At 37.0% G+C, this 19,423-nt stretch carries 16 protein-coding genes and 2 tRNA genes; 12 read left to right on the forward strand and 6 right to left on the reverse strand.

What is annotated here, in order from left to right:
* Positions 1-100: 100 nt before the first annotated feature.
* Positions 101-1,606: a glycerol kinase GlpK gene (gene glpK, locus QVA17_RS06215; RefSeq protein WP_287387104.1), complete on the reverse strand. Its 1,506-nt coding sequence runs from the start codon at positions 1,604-1,606 to the stop codon at positions 101-103.
* 81 nt (positions 1,607-1,687) lie between these two features.
* Positions 1,688-2,605 (reverse strand): YitT family protein, encoded by a 918-nt coding sequence (locus tag QVA17_RS06220; protein WP_287387106.1) that lies wholly within the window; start codon positions 2,603-2,605, stop codon positions 1,688-1,690.
* A 210-nt stretch (positions 2,606-2,815) separates the two neighbouring features.
* Here QVA17_RS06220 and trpS point away from each other — a divergent pair, with 210 nt between their 5' ends.
* Together trpS and QVA17_RS06230 are read left to right on the forward strand one after the other, a co-directional pair.
* Complete coding sequence (gene trpS / locus QVA17_RS06225) at positions 2,816-3,820, forward strand: tryptophan--tRNA ligase (RefSeq protein WP_287387108.1); 1,005 nt, start codon at positions 2,816-2,818, stop codon at positions 3,818-3,820.
* 227 nt (positions 3,821-4,047) lie between these two features.
* Positions 4,048-4,482 (forward strand): GatB/YqeY domain-containing protein, encoded by a 435-nt coding sequence (locus tag QVA17_RS06230; protein WP_027431882.1) that lies wholly within the window; start codon positions 4,048-4,050, stop codon positions 4,480-4,482.
* Positions 4,483-4,595: 113 nt separating this feature from the next.
* Here the strand turns inward: QVA17_RS06230 and QVA17_RS06235 are convergent, their stop codons facing one another.
* Both QVA17_RS06235 and QVA17_RS06240 read right to left on the reverse strand, forming a co-directional pair.
* Positions 4,596-5,165 (reverse strand): chromate transporter, encoded by a 570-nt coding sequence (locus tag QVA17_RS06235; RefSeq protein WP_287387110.1) that lies wholly within the window; start codon positions 5,163-5,165, stop codon positions 4,596-4,598.
* A complete protein-coding gene (locus tag QVA17_RS06240; RefSeq protein WP_287387111.1) occupies positions 5,162-5,734 on the reverse strand; it encodes a chromate transporter in 573 nt (190 codons plus the stop codon). Before QVA17_RS06240 ends, QVA17_RS06235 begins: the two co-directional genes overlap by 4 nt.
* 575 nt (positions 5,735-6,309) lie before the next feature.
* Here QVA17_RS06240 and aspS point away from each other — a divergent pair.
* The 4 genes from aspS to gatB all read left to right on the forward strand — a co-directional run bounded on the left by aspS (position 6,310) and on the right by gatB (position 11,922).
* Positions 6,310-8,055, forward strand: coding sequence for an aspartate--tRNA ligase (gene aspS / locus QVA17_RS06245; RefSeq protein WP_027431879.1), 1,746 nt, complete (start codon positions 6,310-6,312; stop codon positions 8,053-8,055).
* 399 nt (positions 8,056-8,454) lie between these two features.
* The gene (gene gatC, locus QVA17_RS06250) at positions 8,455-8,751 is read left to right on the forward strand and encodes an Asp-tRNA(Asn)/Glu-tRNA(Gln) amidotransferase subunit GatC (protein WP_027438349.1); all 297 of its coding nucleotides are present in this window, start codon (positions 8,455-8,457) and stop codon (positions 8,749-8,751) included.
* A 268-nt stretch (positions 8,752-9,019) separates the two neighbouring features.
* Positions 9,020-10,468, forward strand: coding sequence for an Asp-tRNA(Asn)/Glu-tRNA(Gln) amidotransferase subunit GatA (gene gatA / locus QVA17_RS06255; protein WP_287387115.1), 1,449 nt, complete (start codon positions 9,020-9,022; stop codon positions 10,466-10,468).
* A gap of 17 nt (positions 10,469-10,485) precedes the next feature.
* On the forward strand, positions 10,486-11,922 hold the full coding sequence (gene gatB, locus QVA17_RS06260) for an Asp-tRNA(Asn)/Glu-tRNA(Gln) amidotransferase subunit GatB (RefSeq protein WP_287387117.1): 1,437 nt from the start codon (positions 10,486-10,488) through the stop codon (positions 11,920-11,922).
* 165 nt (positions 11,923-12,087) lie between these two features.
* On the opposite strand, the gene QVA17_RS06265 is transcribed toward gatB, so the two are convergent.
* A complete protein-coding gene (locus QVA17_RS06265) occupies positions 12,088-12,465 on the reverse strand; it encodes a PilZ domain-containing protein (protein ID WP_034246271.1) in 378 nt (125 codons plus the stop codon).
* 291 nt (positions 12,466-12,756) lie between these two features.
* Between QVA17_RS06265 and QVA17_RS06270 the strand changes: the two genes are divergently transcribed.
* Both QVA17_RS06270 and purF read left to right on the forward strand, forming a co-directional pair.
* Complete coding sequence (locus QVA17_RS06270) at positions 12,757-13,632, forward strand: phosphoribosylaminoimidazolesuccinocarboxamide synthase (protein WP_287387119.1); 876 nt, start codon at positions 12,757-12,759, stop codon at positions 13,630-13,632.
* Between the two features lie 69 nt (positions 13,633-13,701).
* Entirely contained in the window at positions 13,702-15,144 is a 1,443-nt protein-coding gene (gene purF / locus QVA17_RS06275) for an amidophosphoribosyltransferase (protein ID WP_074522181.1), read from the forward strand.
* 86 nt (positions 15,145-15,230) lie between these two features.
* Here the strand turns inward: purF and QVA17_RS06280 are convergent, their stop codons facing one another.
* The gene (locus tag QVA17_RS06280; protein WP_287387122.1) at positions 15,231-15,716 is read right to left on the reverse strand and encodes a DUF2500 family protein; all 486 of its coding nucleotides are present in this window, start codon (positions 15,714-15,716) and stop codon (positions 15,231-15,233) included.
* A gap of 259 nt (positions 15,717-15,975) precedes the next feature.
* Between QVA17_RS06280 and purB the strand changes: the two genes are divergently transcribed.
* The 4 genes from purB to QVA17_RS06300 form a co-directional block, all read left to right on the forward strand.
* The gene (purB, locus tag QVA17_RS06285; RefSeq protein WP_287387123.1) at positions 15,976-17,406 is read left to right on the forward strand and encodes an adenylosuccinate lyase; all 1,431 of its coding nucleotides are present in this window, start codon (positions 15,976-15,978) and stop codon (positions 17,404-17,406) included.
* 993 nt (positions 17,407-18,399) lie between these two features.
* A tRNA-Val gene (locus QVA17_RS06290) sits at positions 18,400-18,472 on the forward strand.
* A gap of 35 nt (positions 18,473-18,507) precedes the next feature.
* Positions 18,508-18,581, forward strand: a tRNA-Met gene (locus QVA17_RS06295).
* A gap of 255 nt (positions 18,582-18,836) precedes the next feature.
* Positions 18,837-19,423, forward strand: a 587-nt coding sequence (locus tag QVA17_RS06300; protein ID WP_287387124.1) for a hypothetical protein, incomplete at its 3' end; no start/stop codon positions are given.

Genomic DNA, 19,423 nt, shown 5'->3' on the forward strand with positions numbered 1-19,423 from the left:
AAATAAGAATAAGCCAGCTAAACAAGTATTTCTTCGGAGCTTTTACCCCGAATAAATCTACAACGTTTAGCTGGCTTATTAATTGCTTATTATTTTTTATTTAGTCATTTTCTGCCTCTTCTCCCCAGACTCTAGCACACTTAACAGCACGCTTCCAGCCGCGAAGAAGTTTCTCTCTTTTATTATCATCCATGTTAGATTTGAAATTCTTAGCAAGTTTCCAATTATTCTTAATATCTTCCTTATTTTTCCAATACTTTGTGGATAAACCAGCAAGATAAGCAGCACCAAGAGCTGTTGTTTCAATACAGCTTGGTCTGTGAACTTCAACCCCTAAGATATCTGCCTGAAACTGCATAAGGAAGTTGTTGGCAGCAGCGCCACCATCTACCTTTAAGGCCTTAAGAGAACAAGCACTGTCTTCCTTCATGGCCTCTAAGACATCTGCCACCTGATAGTCAATTGCCTCAAGAGTAGCCCTAATAAAATGTTCCTTCTGACAGCCTCTAGTAAGTCCCACGAAAGTACCTCTAGCATCAGAGTCCCAATAAGGAGCTCCAAGTCCTGTAAAGGCTGGCACAAAATACACTCCTTCACAGTCCTCAATAGCATCTGCATATTCCTCTGACTGGGCAGCAGTTTTAATCATACGAAGGCCATCACGTAGCCACTGAATTGCTGCACCGCCGATAAAAACTGAACCTTCAAGGGCATAATTTATTTCATCTGAAGTAGAAGCTGCAATAGTGGTAACTAGGCCATTTTTGGACTTAATTGCATTTTTACCAGTATTAAGTAAAAGGAAGCAGCCTGTACCGTAGGTGTTTTTTGCCTCCCCTTCTTCAAAACAGCACTGTCCAAAGAGGGCAGCTTGTTGATCACCTGCAATACCACAAATTGGCACCTCACCACCAAGAACCGTAGTATCTGTGTAGCCAAAAAGGTTACTACTTGGCATTACATTTGGCAAAATGCTTCTAGGAATCTTAAAGTAGTCAAGTAACTTTTCATCCCAATCTAGCTTGTGAATATCAAAAAGCATGGTTCTGCTTGCATTAGTGTAGTCCGTAGCGTGAACCCTTCCTTTAGTAAGATTCCAAACAAGCCATGTATCCACTGTTCCAAAGAGAAGTTTACCTGCATTAGCAAGCTCTCTTGCTGTAGGCACATTTTCTAAAATCCAAGCAATCTTAGAAGCGCTAAAATAAGCGTCTGGAATAAGGCCAGTTGTGTCTGTAACATAGTCAGATAGCCCGTCTTCCACCAGCTTATTAATAATTGGAGCGGTACGTCTGCACTGCCAAACAATGGCGTTATAAACAGGAATTCCCGTCTCTTTGTTCCAAAGAATTGTAGTCTCTCTCTGGTTTGTGATTCCAATGGAATCAATGTCTCTGTAGGATAGACCCGCCTTTAAAAGTGCCTCCATTGCTACACCTAACTGTGAGGACCAAATCTCCATAGGGTTGTGCTCAATCCAACCTGGCTTTGGGTAAATTTGCTCAAACTCTTTTTGCTCTTTTGAAATAATATTACCTTGCTTGTCAAAGATAATACAGCGAGAACTAGTAGTTCCCTGGTCTAGAGCCATTACATAATCTCTCATAATCCCTCCCATTAGTAAAATTAATTCTAAATTTAATTTATCGTTTTCTTATATTTTTATTATTTTTCTTATGAAAATGTATTAATACTCCTTTGGTCTGTAGAAGCGGCCCTGCACCTGCTGGGTACGCATTACATTTACAAAAGCCTTAGGATCAGTGGTCTTAACGGCCTTTACCACATGAGAACTCTCCTGTGATGAAATTACGGAATAGACCACATTTCGCTCACAGTGCTCATAAGACCCCTCCCCTTCAAGAATAGTGGAGCTGTGACCGCTAATGGTAGCAATAGTTTCCACCACTTCTCTAGGTTTATTAGTGACAATAAAAAGGGTTGTCTCCTGATATTTTCTATAAAGGAGATGAAGCACCTGAGTTGATATATACTGGAAAACAATGGAATACATGGCCTTGTCCCAACCAAAAAGGAAGCCAGCTATGGTAAGAATCACAGTGTTAAAGCCCAGAATTATATTAAAGGAATCTATCCCCTTTCTTTCTGATATGAAAATGCTAATAAAGTCGGTACCTCCGCTAGTGGCCCCGCTAAGTAAACATATACTTATGGCTACACCATTAATGATTCCACCAAAGACAACTAAAAGTAATATGTCATCAGTGATTTTAATGGCTGGAAGTAAATCTGTTAGTACACTAGTTATAATAATCATATACACAGATAGAATTGTAAAATGTTTACCGATGTATCTAAAGCCTATATAGACTGGAATTGCGTTTATAAGCAGGTTAATTATGGTGTAGGAAACCTTAATATTAAAAAACTGCCAAAAGATTTGCTGGATTAAAAGAGTTAATCCTGTAGCACCTCCTGGGAAGGTGTTGGCGTTGCGCACAAATATCTTAATATTAAGCGCCATAATTACAGCGGCAAAACTAATAAAGATAAAGTTGCGAATTCGTAGCTTTAAACTTATTGTATTGCCGTTTTTAGGATTTTTTAAACAAGTAGATGTGTTTTGATTTTTCTTAGTTAACATGTTATTTCCTCTTTTTATAAATTTGTAATAAAACGACAAAATAATAGAATTTATTCTCCTCTAATTATAACAAATCTAGGGGATAAAACGAATATATAAGGAATATAAATTTTCACTTTAATAAGTTAAAGAAGTGTGGTAAAATCGTATTCATGGTGTATAAAGATACATTTTCACACCAATAATAAGACTAAAAACAGGAGGAAAGTTATGGAAGAGAAGAAAAGAATGCTATCAGGCATCCAGCCAAGCGGCGACTTACATTTAGGTAATTATTTAGGAGCCATTAAGAATTGGTCAGACAGAGTTAACGACTATGACTGCTTCTATTTCATGGCTGATTTACATACAATTACGGTTCGTCAGAATCCCGCTGATTTAAGAAAAAGATCTATTAATCAGTTAGCACAGTATATTGCTTGTGGTTTGGACCCTGAACAGAATACATTGTTTTTACAATCTCACGTTCCAGAACATGCGCAGCTTGCTTGGGTACTTAATTGTTACACAATGTTTGGCGAACTATCAAGAATGACACAGTTTAAGGATAAGTCTAGTAAGCATAAGGATAATATCAATGCAGGTCTATTTACATATCCTGTACTTATGGCAGCAGATATTTTACTTTACCAGCCAGACTACGTACCAGTAGGTGAAGATCAGAAGCAGCATGTTGAAATCTGTAGAGATATTGCTCAGAGATTTAATAGTATTTATGGTGATGTATTTAAGATACCAGAACCACTTATTGCTAAGACTGGTGCTAGAATCTATGGCCTTAATACACCAGGAGATAAGATGAGTAAGTCTAACCCTGATGGTTGTGTATTTATCATGGATGATCCTGATACAATTGCTCGTAAGTTTAAGAAGGCAATTACAGATTCAGATACAGAGAATTGCGTAAGATACGATAAGGAGAATAAGCCGGGTGTGGCTAACCTTATGAATATCTACTCAACAGTTACAGGCAAGACTTTTGAAGAAATTGAAAAGGAATTTGATGGCCTTGGATATGGTAAGTTTAAGCCAGCTGTTGGTGAAGCAGTAATTGAACATCTCCGTCCTATTAGAGAAGAGTCAGAAAGACTTATTAAAGATAAGGCCTACCTTAATGATGTATATAAGGAAGGTGCAGAGAAAGCTGGCTATATTGCTATGAAGACTCTTCGTAAGGTTTATAAGAAGGTTGGTTTCTACCAGCTTACAAAGTAATTGATTTACTTTAAGGATGTATTAATTTTATAATGATAGAAATTACAGGTTAGCTATTCAGATAATGAATAGCTAATTTTGTAACTCCTATAAATAAAGAAGAATTCTAAAGGAACGTTAGTCATTATTTATGAAAATGTATTTAGCTATCTTAATTGATGACTTAAGAAAATGCATGGCTAACGGTTACTTTAAAAAGAATTTTAACCTAGATTAAGGAGGATTTTATGACATTAGAAAAATTACAAAAAGATATGATTGCAGCTATGAAGGCTCATGAAAAGGATAGAAAGGAAGCTATTTCATCTTTAATTGGTGCAGTTAAGAAGTATGCAATTGATAATGGCAGCAGAGATAACATTACTGAAGATATTGTTGATCAGGTTGTTTTAAAGGAATTAAAGACAGCTAAAGAGCAGGTTGATTCTTGTCCAGCTGACAGAACAGATCTTTTAGAGGAATATAAGTTAAGATATGACATTATTGCTGAGTATGCTCCAAAGATGATGTCAGAAGAAGAAATTGTTGCTTTACTTGAGAAGGATTTTGCTGAAGTACTTGCAACTAAGAACAAGGGTCAGATTATGAAGTCAGTAATGCCAGCACTTAAGGGTAAGGCTGATGGAAAGCTTATTAATCAGATTGTAGCAAGATATTGCTAATTAATTTAATATTCTAGTAAAGTAAAGAGCTATCTTCTTATTGAATTGGAGATAGCTCTTTTTATCTATGCATAACATTAATGGGAAAGTGCAAGAGTCAAGTGAATTTAGAATTACAAACTAGAAGTTGCAAACTGTACTATAAGTTCTGCTACGCCACAGCCTACCATTACAAGAATAGGATCAGTTTTATATTTTTGTAGTACGAAGAAGGCAACTAAAAACAACACAAAGGCTCTAATATTTACATCTGTTGCTATATTTGCAAAGCCACTCGGAACTACTGTTGGAACTAAGATAGTTAAACCTGCGGTAAAAATCATAGCAATTACTGCAGGAGCTAGCGCAGATAAAACTTCTTGAAGAGGCTTTAGGTTCTTGTATTTAACATATAACCAAGCAAGTAAAGTAACAAAAATACAAGAAGGAAGTATTACTCCAAGGGTTGAAACAATTGCTCCAGGAATACCTGCCACCTGATTACCTACAAAGGTTGCTGCATTTACAGCAATAGGGCCTGGCGTCATCTGGGAAATTGTGACTAAATCAGAGAAATCACTAGTGCTTAGCCAAGCGTATTTATCAATAACCTGACTTTGAATAAGGGGCATAGCGGCATAACCGCCACCAAAACTAAAGGCTCCAATTTGTAAAAATGCTAGGAATAATTGAAAATATATCATTTAGAAGCCTCCTTAATATTTTTTCTGCTCTTTATAAATGCCTTGCAAAGACCATAGGCAATGACAATAAGGATTATAATTACAACATTTACATCGAAGTAATAATTAGCTATAAAGCTGGCAATAAGAATTATAATCTTACTAATATCCTTTTCTTTTAATACATCCTTAGTCATGTCATAAACCACTGAAATAATAACGGCACTAACGCCTGAACGCATGCCAAGAAGTAAGGACTTAATTATTGTGTTGTTCTTAAAAGCGGTATAGCAAGCGGAAATAGCACTTAGGATTATAAAAGGTGGGATAATTGCACCAAGAACTGCGCAGATAATTCCTGGAATTCCACAAATCTTATAACCAACCACAATTGAACCATTAACAGCAATTGCTCCAGGAGATGACTGGGCGATTGCCACTAAATCTAACATTTCTTTTTCGTCTATCCAATGTAATTCATCAACAAATTTCTTCTTAAGCAAAGTAACTATTACATAACCGCCGCCAAAGGTGAAGCTGCTAAGATAAAGAGTTGAAAAAAAGATTTTTCTTAGTTTTTTTATGTCCATAATAGCCTCCTAAATTTATGCTAATATTGTATACCTTGTAGGAAAATTGGTAAAACAAAAAACTTGAATTCTACAACTAATTATGTTACACTTTCAAAGTTAATAACTGTTAATTTTAATAGTTATTGATTTAATTTAATAGATGTGAAAGCATCAGCTAAAGACTATGAAGGAGACTTCTTTTCATGGAACTTGACAGGAAAGTGGCGTCATCGACTGAAAGCGCACGCAAGGAATTGTTAAGAGGAACACTCTGGAGTTGAATATCTGAAAGTTAGAAGAAATTAGAAAGTTAATTCTAGATTATTTTAAGCGTAGGATATTACGTTACACGCGTTAAGTGTTAATGAGGAGTAAAAGCTTGATAAACTTATCTTGTTGCTTTTATTCAAATGCGGGTGGTACCGCGGATTATTAGATAATTCGCCCCGGAAGTTAAGAGACTTCCGGGGCTTTTTTATTAAATTTAGCTTTAATAAATAGTCAGACTAGGATTTAGCCTAGTGTTTTCCGGAAGAAGCACATTTGCATAAGAATGTTTTAAAGGCCTTTAGGCTTAGAAGAAAGGAGAAATTATGAGTAACATTTACAGAGACGTTAACCTCTCTCAGGTTAGTGAATCAGACATTGGAAAAGAATTAAAGGTTTCAGGATGGGTTGAGAACATCCGTGACCACGGTGGAGTTTCATTCATCGATTTAAGAGATATGTACGGCGTTTTACAGGTCGTATTAAGAGACACAGCACTTCTTGAGGGTATCCACAAGGAAGAGTGTATCTGCATCGAAGGTATCATGGAGAAGAGAGATGAGGAGACATACAATCCAAAGCTTCCTACAGGTACAATCGAACTTGAAGCTAAGAAGATTACAATCCTTGGTAAGGTTTACCAGCAGCTTCCATTTGAAGTTATGACTTCAAAAGAAGTTAGAGAAGATGTAAGACTTAAGTATAGATACTTAGACCTTCGTAATGAAAAGGTTAAGGATAACATTTTATTTAGATCACAGGTAATTTCATTCCTTCGTTCTAAGATGACAGAGATGGGATTTGTTGATATTCAGACACCAATCCTTTGCGCTTCATCTCCAGAAGGTGCTAGAGATTATATTGTTCCATCAAGAAAATATAAGGGTAAGTTCTACGCTCTCCCACAGGCTCCACAGCAGTATAAGCAGTTACTCATGGTTTCTGGTATTGATAAGTATTTCCAGATTGCTCCATGTTTCCGTGATGAAGATGCAAGAGCTGACCGTTCACCAGGAGAATTCTATCAGTTAGACTTCGAAATGAGTTTTGCTACTCAGGAAGATGTATTTAGAGTTGGTGAAGAAGTATTATCAGCAACATTTGAAAAATTTGCTCCAGAAGGTTATACAGTAACACAGGCTCCATACCCTGTAATTAGCTATAAGCAGGCTATGCTTGAATTTGGTTCAGATAAGCCAGATTTAAGAAACCCACTTAGAATTATTGATGTTACTGACTTCTTCCAGAAGTGTACATTTAAGCCATTTATTGGTAAGACTGTAAGAGCTATTAAGGTTCATGCAGATATGTCTAAGGGCTTCCATGAAAAGTTACTTAAGTTCGCTACAAGCATTGGTATGGGCGGTCTTGGTTACTTAGAAGTTAAGGAAGATTTATCTTACAAGGGACCTATTGATAAGTTCATCCCAGATGAATTAAAGAAGGAATTCCTTACACTTGCTGGTCTTGAAGCTGGCGATACAATCTTCTTTATGGCTGATAAGGAAGAGAAGGCTGCATTCTTTGCAGGTCAGATTAGAAATGAATTAGGTGAGAAGTTAGACTTAATTGAGAAAAATGCATACAGATTCTGTTATGTTAACGACTTCCCTATGTTTGAAAGAGATCCAGAAACTAAGAAGATTGGATTTACACATAACCCATTCTCTATGCCACAGGGCGGCTTAGAGGCTCTTAAGACTATGGACCCACTTGATATCTTAGCTTACCAGTATGATATCGTTTGTAACGGTATCGAGCTTTCTTCAGGTGCTGTACGTAACCACGATATGGAAATCATGGTAAAGGCATTTGAAATTGCTGGTTATGATGAAGAAGTATTAAAGGCTAAGTTCGGAGCCCTCTACAACGCATTCCAGTTTGGTGCACCTCCACACGCTGGTATGGCACCTGGTGTTGATAGAATGATTATGTTACTTCGTAATGAAGAAAATATCCGTGAAGTTATTGCCTTCCCAATGAGTGGTACAGCACAGGATCTTATGTGTGGTGCTCCTAATGAGGTAACAGAGCAGCAGTTACGTGAGGTACATATAAAGGTAAGAGATTAAAGGAAGCAAACGGGGGGAGAGCAAATGAAGCAAGTCTTTTAAAAGACACGCTCTCGCTAAGCTAACCACGTAGCGGTAGATAAGACTTTTCTTCGCCTTTCAGGCTTGAAAAGTCTAACTACCGACGCGGTTAGAATTGTCTTTTAGAAAGACTACTTCATTTGCTCAAAACCACCGATATGCTTTTTAATCCCGTAGGGCTAGGGGTGCCGAGCCTCTATGTTAGTGCTGCCGGAGGGTGTGAGAGGCCGGAGGGCTTTGAACTGACGGACGCCAAAAGCGCTTCGCTGGTTGGCTGAATATGCTAGCTTAGACGGGATATGTCATAGCTTTTGATTTGATATATTTGGGAGGTGTGCTTCCCTTAGTTGATTTAGATTTTGAAAGGAGGAACTTTTTATGGCTAATGTTATTAGTGATGAGACTATTGATTACGTTGGTATCTTAGCTAAGCTTGAACTTTCTGATGAAGAGAAGGAAGCTGCTAAGAAGGATATGGCAGATATGCTTGATTACATTGACAAGCTTGGTGAACTTGATACTACAGGTATTGAGCCTATGTCGCATGTATTCCCAGTTAACAATGTAATGAGAGAAGATGTTGTAACTAATGGTGATGGTAGCGAGGCTACACTTAAGAATGCACCAGAACATAATGAGTCAGGATTTATAGTTCCTAAGACCGTTGAATCATAAAATATAAAGTGAAACGAGAAGCTTGAAAGCTTTTGTTAAGGGATGCGTGAAGTCTCGGGGATGTGGCCTGCGGAGGTTTCTATCCTTTGTAAAAACTGTCCTGTAGCCGTCGCTAGTTATTTTCTTAGAGCGTAAGCGATAAAGAAAATTTACTAGCGCTACGAGCTACAGCAAGCGAAAGCGTGTTTTTTAAGAAGGAATAGAGACGACGCAGGCGCCCACCGTTTCGCACGCAAGCTTAACAACATTGTTTCAAGAAAGGAAAAATATGGATTTACTTAATTTAACAGCGCACGAACTTTCCGCTGCTATTAAGTCTGGTGAAACTACAGCTACTGAAGCTATGGAAGCTGTTCTTAAGCAGATTGAAAGTTCTGAATCTGAAATTAATGCGTATGTTACAGTAGATAAAGAAGCTGCCCTAGCTAAGGCTAAAAAGGCAGACGAAGACATTAAGTCTGGTAAGCTTACAGGCCCTCTTGCTGGTGTTCCTGTGGCTATTAAGGATAACATGTGTACTAAGGATATGCTTACTACATGTTCATCTAAGATTTTATCAAACTTTGTTCCTACATTTTCATCAGAAGCTGTACTTAAGCTAGAAGAAGCTGGAGCAGTAGTTATTGGTAAGACAAATATGGATGAGTTCGCCATGGGTTCTACAACAGAAACATCATTCTATGGTGCTACTAAGAATCCAAGAAATACAGAACATGTACCTGGTGGTTCTTCAGGTGGTTCCGCTGCAGCAGTTGCGGCTAATGAAGCATTTGCAGCACTTGGTTCAGATACAGGTGGATCAATTAGACAGCCAGCTGGTTACTGCGGTGTAGTAGGTTTAAAGCCAACATACGGAACAGTTTCAAGATATGGTCTTATTGCTTACGGTTCATCACTTGATCAGATTGGACCTTTAACTAAGGACGTTACTGACTGTGCCTTAATTCTTGATGCAATAGCAGGCAAGGATGACAAGGACTCAACTTCTATTGGTCGTGAAAAATATAACTTCGCCGACAGCTTAGTTGACGACGTTAAGGGCATGAAGATCGGTATTCCAAGAGATTATTTTGGAGAAGGTCTTGATCCAGAAGTTAAAGAAGCAGTTCTTAAGGCAGCTAAGGTCTTAGAAGAAAAAGGCGCTATTGTAGAAGAGTTTGATTTAAGTCTTGTAGACTATGCAATTCCTACTTACTATACAATTGCTGCTGCAGAAGCATCATCTAACTTAGAGAGATTTGATGGTGTTAAGTATGGTCATAGAGCAGCAGAATACGATGGACTTCATAACATGTATAAAAAGACTCGTTCTGAAGGCTTTGGCCCAGAAGTTAAGAGAAGAATCATGCTTGGTTCTTTCGTACTTAGCTCAGGTTACTATGATGCATATTACTTAAAGGCATTAAGAGTTAAGGCTCTTATTAAGAAGGCCTTTGATGAAGCATTTGCAAAATACGATGTAATCCTTGGACCTGTTGCTCCAACAACAGCACCAAAGCTTGGTTCATCTCTTGCAGATCCTATTAAAATGTATTTATCTGATATTTATACAATTTCAGTAAACTTAGCTTCTCTTCCTGGTATTTCACTTCCATGTGGTAAGGCAAGCAATGGTCTTCCAATTGGTTTACAGTTAATTGGTGATTGCTTCAGAGAAGACAATATTATTCGTGCTGCTTACGCTTATGAATGCGCAAGAGGCGAAATAAAATTTTAGAAAGGAAGGGTGTATAAATGAAAGAATACGAGACAGTCATTGGTTTGGAAGTCCATGTTGAGCTTGCAACTAAAACTAAGATTTTCTGTGGTTGTTCTACTGAATTTGGTGGAGCTCCTAATACACATACTTGTCCAGTTTGTACAGGTATGCCAGGTTCCCTTCCTGTTTTAAACAAGAAGGTAGTTGAATACGCAACAGCAGTTGGTCTTTCTACTAATTGTGATATTACAAGAGATTGTAAATTTGATAGAAAGAATTATTTCTACCCTGATAATCCACAGAATTACCAGATTTCTCAGTTATATTTACCAATCTGTAGAAATGGTCATGTGGACATTAAATTAGAAGATGGTTCTACTAAGGAAATCAGAATCCATGAAATCCATATGGAAGAGGATGCTGGTAAGCTTATTCATGATGAATGGGAGGATGTATCATTTGTTGATTACAACAGATCTGGTGTACCTCTTATTGAAATTGTTTCAGAGCCAGATATGCGTTCAGCTAAGGAAGTTGTTGCATATCTTACAAAGCTTCGTAACACAATTCAGTATCTTGGCGCTTCAGATTGTAAGCTCCAGGAAGGCTCTATGAGAGCCGATGTTAACCTTTCAGTACGTGAAAAGGGAGCAACTGAATTTGGTACAAGAACTGAGATGAAGAACTTAAATTCATTCTCTGCTATTGAAAGAGCTATTGAAAATGAGCGCGCTCGTCAGATTGACTTAATTGAGTCAGGTGAAGGTGTAACTCAGGAAACAAGACGTTGGAATGATGATAAGGAATATTCATATGCTATGCGTTCTAAAGAGGATGCTCAGGATTACAGATATTTCCCAGATCCAGACCTTGTTCCAATTCATATCTCAGAAGAATTCTTAGAAGAAGTAAAGTCAAAGCAGCCTGAATTTAAGGATGCGAAAATGTTACGCTACAAGGAAGAATTTGGTTTACCAGATTACGATATCGAACAGATTACTGATTCTAAGAAGTTAGCTGATATCTTTGAGGCTACAGTGGCTATTTGCAATAATCCTAAGAAGGTTTCTAACTGGTTAATCGCAGAAACAATGCGTATCTTAAAGGAACGTCAGTTAGACCCTGTAGATATTAAGTTTAAACCAGAGGCACTTGCTAGAATTATCGAACTTACAGATAAGAACGAAATTAATAGTAATGCTGCTAAAGAAGTCTTTGAGGCTATCTTTGATGGTGAGGTTGATCCAGACGATTACGTTAAGGAACACGGACTTAAGCAGGTTAATGATGAGGGAGCACTTCGTGCAACAGTTGAGCAGGTAATTGCAAATAACCCTCAGTCAGTAGCTGATTACAAGGGTGGTAAGGAAAAGGCTATTGGTTTCTTAGTTGGTCAGACTATGAAGGCAATGCAGGGAAAGGCTAACCCAGGTATGGTAACACAGTTACTTAAGGAATTACTTAATAACTAATTTGTTTATTGTTATGAAAATATATCGCGCTATGCAATTTTGAACACAGCGTAAGACCCCCCACTTTAAAAGCGTAAGCTTTAAGCGGGGGGTTCTTTTTTGATGTGTTAAAATGTAGATAAAAAATCCCTGTTTATAAAAACAGGGATCAATTATAATTAAATTTTAATTTGTAGCATTTTCAGCATCAATTTCGTCTTCATATTCTTCAAAAATATAATTAAGGATTGATGACATACCAACAAATTCACATCCGTAAGAATACTTATCTGAATCTTCTAATTGCTGACATCTAATAATTTTTACTACGCAATATAAAACGTCTTCTTCTTCGCCAAGTCTAAGGGCAGCATTGAAATAAAATCCTATTGGGAAAACGCTCTTTGATTCAAAGCCAATGCCGCTTTTTGAGATATTAATAACTCGGATTGGTGAATCAACATTCTGAATCATAACATTGTTCTGCTTAAAAAGAGTGGATACGTTAAGCTTTAAATCGGCTTTCACTCTTCTGTGGCGTCTCTTCTCGATTCCGTCGTTCATAAGAAATCCTCCAATATTTATTAGGGTTTTGACTTATGCAAATACAGGCTCCCCTTAAAGCCTTCCAAACTAGTTTAACTACTTTTATGATACACTTTCACCCTTTCTTTTGCAAGCAAGTGACTATTGATTTTAAATCTAGGCTGTTATATAATTTTTCACGTGATTGCCTCTATTAAGAAGCAATTATAAGTCATCTAAACCTATAGATGACGCGTAATATTGAGACTATTCGGCTTAAGTAGTCTTTATATTATTAATATTATTTATAAGAAAAGGATGGGCACATTGATGGAGAAGTTAAAGTTACTCTATGAAGGAAAAGTAAGAGAAGTTTATGACAATGGAGATTCGCTAATTATAGCGGCGACAGATAGAATATCGGCATTTGATCATATTTTAAAGAATAAGGTTACAGATAAGGGTGCTATCCTTACTCAAATGTCAAAGTTTTGGTTTAATTTAACAGAAGATGTTATTGCTAATCACATGATTACTACAGATGTTAAGGAAATGCCAGAGCAGTTCCAGAATGAGGATTATGTTGGAAGAACAATGAAGGTTAAGAAATTAACTATGTTACCAGTTGAGTGTATCGTTAGAGGATATATCACAGGTAGCGGTTGGGCTAGTTATAAAGAAAATGGTACAGTTTGTGGTATTAAGTTACCAGAAGGTCTTAAGGAGTCAGAGAAATTACCTGAACCTATCTATACACCATCTACAAAGGCAGAGATTGGTGATCACGATGAGAATATTTCATTTGAAAAGAGTATTGAAGTTATCGAAAAAGCATTCCCAGGTCATGGAGAAGAATACGCAACAAAGATTAAGGATGCAACAATTGCAATTTATAAGAAGTGTGCAGAATATGCTTTAACAAAGGGCATTATTATTGCTGATACAAAGTTTGAATTTGGTTTAGATTCAGAAGGAAATGTTGTTATTGGTGATGAAATGCTTACACCAGATAGCTCAAGATTCTGGCCATTAGAAGGTTACGAAGCAGGAAAGAGCCAGCCATCATTTGATAAGCAGTTCGTAAGAGACTGGTTAAAGGCTAACCCTGATAGCGACTACCTTCTTCCAGAGGACGTAATTACTAAGACAGTTGATAAGTATAAGGAAGCTTACCTTATGTTAACAGGAGAAGAATTCTCTAAGTAGATCGATCAAATCGGAGGAATTATGACATTTTGTAAAAATAAATGTGCAGATTGTAAGAGTGTCTGTAAAATGAATGAAGAACTTCTAAATCGTGAGGACGATTTTGAAGGAGATATCATCCATGATGAATGTGGTGTTTTTGGAGCTTATGACTTTGATGGACACGATGTTTCATCAACTATTTACTATGGCCTTTTTGCCCTACAGCATAGAGGACAGGAAAGTGCCGGTATTGCAGTAGGCGATACTAACGGCCCTAAGGGTGTTAAGTGTTACAAGGATATGGGCTTGGTTAATGAGGTTTTCAATCATGAGAATCTTTCTAAGCTTTGTGGCGATATTGGTGTTGGACATGTACGTTATTCTACAGCGGGTAGTTCTGTTCGTGAAAATGCACAGCCTCTTGTAATTAACTACGTAAAGGGAACTCTAGGTATGGCACATAATGGTAACCTTCTTAACGCTGTAGAGTTAAGAGAAGAGTTATCTTATACAGGTGCTATTTTCCAGACTACTATTGATTCAGAAGTTATTGCATACTTAATCGCAAGAGAGAGATTATATGCTCCAACTGTTGAATTATCAGTTAGAAATGCTATGAGAAGAATTAAGGGTGCTTATTCTTTAGTAGTAATGAGTCCAAAGAAGCTTATTGGCGCAAGAGATCCATTTGGCTTTAAGCCACTTTGTATTGGTAAGAGAGATAATACATATTTCTTATCTTCAGAGACTTGTGCTCTTGATACAGTAGGCGCTGAATTTGTAAGAGATGTTGAACCTGGTGAAGTTGTAACAATTACACCAGAAGGCATTTTTAGTGATAAGAGTCTTTGTCAGGAAAAGCATGCTAGATGCATTTTCGAATACATTTACTTTGCAAGACCTGATAGTAAGATTGATGGAATGGGCGTTTATGAGTCTAGAATTATTGCAGGTAAGATTTTAGCTCAGACACATCCTGTGGAAGCAGACTTAGTTGTTGGTGTTCCAGAATCTGGTAATCCAGCAGCACTTGGCTACTCAATAGAATCAGGTATTCCATATGGTAATGCCTTTATAAAAAATAACTACGTCGGTAGAACCTTTATCAAGCCTAAGCAGGGAGAACGTGAGTCTTCTGTTAAGGTTAAGTTAAATGTGCTTAAAGAGGCAGTTGCCGGCAAGAGAGTTGTCATGATTGATGATTCCATCGTTCGTGGTACAACTTCAGCTAGAATTGTAAGTTTACTTAAGGCAGCAGGTGCAAAGGAAGTTCATGTGCGTATTAGTTCGCCAGCCTTCCTTCATCCGTGTTATTTTGGTACAGATATTCCTTCAGAGGACCAGCTTATTGCATCAGGTCATTCTGTTGAGGAAATCTGTAAGATGATAGGAGCTGACTCACTTGGTTACTTAGACGTTACAAGACTTTCTGAGATGATCGGTGGCAAGACAGACATCTGCGACGCTTGCTTTACGGGAAATTATCCTATCGAACCTCCAAAGATTGATATAAGAGGCGAAATGGGATAATAAAGCTAATAATAGATAGAAATAAGCTAGGACTTAGGTGTTTTTCTAAGCCCTAGCTTTTATAATGGAATGATTTATGAAACTTGCTATTGAATTGTGTTGTATTTTCCTTCTTTGTTTTCGTAACTTATAAATTTATCACCTTTGTAGGTTAGAATTCCTGTATCTTTTTCATGGAATTTTTCAAACATAAACTTAGGTACTTCTAAGGTTACGTATTTATTTTTAGCATTGTAAAATGTAACATAATATCCTAAGGTTTTCTCTACGTAATCAGAGCCTAATTCTTTTGCTAAATGACGTCTGATTCCTGGCTTGTTATTAATAATGGAACGTTTAGGCATGTCCCCTTTAAATACACTTGATATTGTCACTGTATCAGTAACTTGTTTTGCGAAAAAAGTATTAAAGATGTCTTTTAATAATAATCTAAAAAAGAAGGCAAGGAATATTATCCAAAGAACTATACCAACGATGTAGAGCCACTTTGGAAAATCATTTCCGGGATCTAAGCTAGTATCATAAAATGTCCCTTGAAATCCCTGCTGCACTGATAAGAGTACATATATCATATATATCCCTCCTTGAAATTATTATATTTGATTTAAATATAGCATAAATGTATAAATTTAACAAGTTATAAACAAATAAATTTAAACTTTCCTTATGCTTGCACCTATAAAATTGCTATGCTATACTTTTAAGCGTTTGAGTGCAATCGGGCTTTTTCAATGATTGAAGCCTTTAAAAATTGCACTTAATATGTTCATTTAATAATTTTATAGCTTAGATTAATTAAATGAAAAAAATAAGGAAGGCGGATTTATAACAATGAATGACGTTTATCAGACACCACTAGCTCAGAGATATGCAAGTAAGGAAATGCAGTACATTTTCTCACCAGACATGAAATTTAAGACTTGGAGAAGATTGTGGATTGCACTTGCAGAAACAGAGAAAGAGTTAGGACTTGATATAACAGATGAGCAGATTGAGGAATTAAAGGCTCATAAGGATGATATCAACTATGAGGATGCAAGAAAGCGTGAAAAGGAAGTAAGACATGATGTTATGTCTCATGTTTATGCTTACGGTTTACAGTGTCCTAAGGCAAAGGGAATTATTCACTTAGGAGCAACATCTTGCTACGTTGGAGATAATACAGACATTATTATTATGACAGAAGGTCTTAAGCTTGTAAGAAAGAAGCTTATCAATGTCATTTCTGAATTAGCTAAATTCGCAGAGGAGTATAAGGCACAGCCTACTCTTGCATTTACACATTTTCAGCCAGCTCAGCCAACAACAGTAGGTAAGAGAGCTACTTTATGGATGAATGAATTTGTAATGGATCTTGAAGATTTAGATTACGTTCTTTCAACAATGAAGTTACTTGGTTGTAAGGGTACAACAGGTACACAGGCTTCATTCTTAGAATTATTCAATGGTGATCATGACAAGATTCGTATGATAGATAAGAAGATTGCTGATAAGATGGGCTTTGACGCTTGTGTTCCAGTTTCAGGTCAGACTTACTCTCGTAAGGTTGACACAAGAGTACTTAACGTACTTGCAGGAATCGCTGCTTCAGCACACAAGATGTCTAATGATATCAGATTATTACAGCATTTAAAGGAAGTTGAAGAACCATTTGAAAAGAGCCAGATTGGTTCATCAGCTATGGCTTATAAGAGAAATCCTATGAGAAGTGAAAGAATTGCTTCTTTAGCAGATTTTGTTATTGCAGATGCACTTAACCCAGCTATCGTTTCATCAACACAGTGGTTTGAAAGAACTCTTGATGATTCAGCTAATAAGAGATTATCAGTACCAGAAGGCTTCTTAGCTGTTGATGGTATTCTTGACTTACTTCTTAATGTTACAGATGGTCTTAAGGTTTATGACAAGGTTATTCTTCGCCACTTCATGGCAGAATTACCATTCATGGCTACAGAAAACATCATGATGGATGCTGTTAAGGCTGGTGAAGATAGACAGGTTATGCATGAGAAGATTAGAGAATTATCAATGATCGCAGGTAGAAGAGTTAAGGAAGAAGGCCTTGATAATAACCTTCTTGAACTTATCGCAGCAGAACCTTCTTTCCATGTAACAATGGAAGAGCTTCAGGCTAAGATGGAACCTATCAATTACGTAGGTCGCTCAAGAGAACAGGTAGATGAGTACTTATCAGAAGTAATCAAGCCAATTCTTGATGAGAATAAAGAATTACTCGGCATGACAGCAGAGATTAATGTTTAGTTTAGCTTGACCCCGCTACGCGGGGGCACGCGCCCGTAAGCTGCTTGCAGCTTACAAGGATTTAGCTTGACCCCACTATGTGGGGGCCAGTGCCCGTATCGAGTTTACGCGATACAAGGTATGAGAAATAGTATGGTGGGACGTGGGCCAAGGCCCATCCACCCTTTAAAAGAGGCGATTTCGCCTCTTTTTTTATACCTTTTTTCACCTTTCCAATTTTTCTCCAGCTTGCGTCTTTAAATCTGGGCGGTTTTGTCAAAGTTACTTCCAACAATAAAACTAGATACCATCACCGAGAAATTTTCTTTGATTTGATGGAGAATTATTATAATTTTATCGCTATAGCCTACAGGCACCACAGAGAAATTTCTTATTTGCCTGCAAAGCGATAGTTTAATGTTTTTAACAGTTTCAGGTAAATAAAAGATTTCTTAGAATTGCATGTAGGTTATAAAGTAAGGCTTACATACTGATGCGGTTAATTCTTGCTTTCTTTGTTATTACCTGTAGGGTATTAAGCGATAGGAAGAAATCTCTTTATCACGTTAATATACGAATTACAGGTAAGCAGAGGAAAAAGTAAGTTTTGAATGTAACAGTTAATGAAATTTAATCAGCATAATTCATTCAATATAGGAAAAATCTTGATTTGATGGTATGCTCCGCAGAAATTTTATCAACATTAGTGGAATTCCAAATCTCCCCATACATCAAATCCGGAAAAAAGTAAGATTTGATGGTAAAATCCCGTGCCAGAAACAAAGAAAAATAGTAAACTACGTCCCACAACAAGCTCCCAACTCAACAATCCCTCTAATTTCCATCCTATTCCCACACTTTCTATATTATAGAAATCAAAAACAACTATATATCCTACACTATTGATAAACACTGACTTTTTTCAAAAAAAATTACAAAAAATGCTTGACAGAAAAGAGATAATTGTTATATACTAACCAAGTCGCAAGTGCTTAGCACTTCGGCGATAAGCTTGGGGTCTTAGCTCAGCTGGGAGAGCATCTGCCTTACAAGCAGAGGGTCACAGGTTCGAGCCCTGTAGGCCCCACTACTATTCCAAGTAGAAGCTTATCAATATAATATGGCGAGATAGCTCAGTTGGCTAGAGCACACGGTTCATACCCGTGGTGTCGTGGGTTCAAATCCCTCTCTCGCTACTATAGTTAGCAGGTCGAAAGACCTGCTTTTTTCTACTCTATTATCATCAATTCCAATCCCTTTTGCATTATCAATCAAACCCCTCTAGCACCGTTAATCTTATCGCATTCCTGCGCCAGCTCCCAGGCTATACATTTCGCCCCCTCATTTCTACAGCTTCTTTTCCCTTGAAAAAAGCTCTATATAAGTTTAAAATTAGGTTATATATTGAACGTGACAATTTAATTTAACTAGTATTACTTACAGGAGGAACTATGGCAAATGAGGTATACAATATAGTTGGTGAAGTGGCTTCATTATCCTTTGGGATAATGATTGTTATTTTGATGCTTTTTACAAGACCAAGGATTACCTTTGTATATAAGTTATGTTCTATAGGATTAACCTTATCGGTAATTGCTAATGCTATAAATATCGTAATCATCAAGGCTGCTGGGAGCTTTCAAGAAGATAACTTCCTTTTGCTTGGTGCTTTAATGATTGCTTTTATTGTTATTTATTTCTTTATAATAGCACTCCTTTTTTCTTATATAAGTTTTTTGTCAGCTTATAGGCGTAAATCCGCTTTCCTAATAAATATCATGATTTTTATTGTAGCTATAGCCTACACTTGGTTTGCTGTATCTAAATTTACAACAGGTGAAATACTTGTGGCTAAAGATGGGGTGGTAGAGCTATACATTTTCGAAAAATTCCTAATATACACATCCTTTATCGAATCCTTTATGTCTGTGGTAATTACTATAATCGACTACGATAACCTGTCAAAGATCGTAAAAAAGACAGTGTTTTTCTTCTTTACATTTAACCTTATTATTTTGCAGCTGCAGTACCTCTTTTA

The organism is Lachnospira sp. (assembly GCF_016290755.1).
Classification (GTDB): domain Bacteria; phylum Bacillota; class Clostridia; order Lachnospirales; family Lachnospiraceae; genus Lachnospira; species Lachnospira multipara.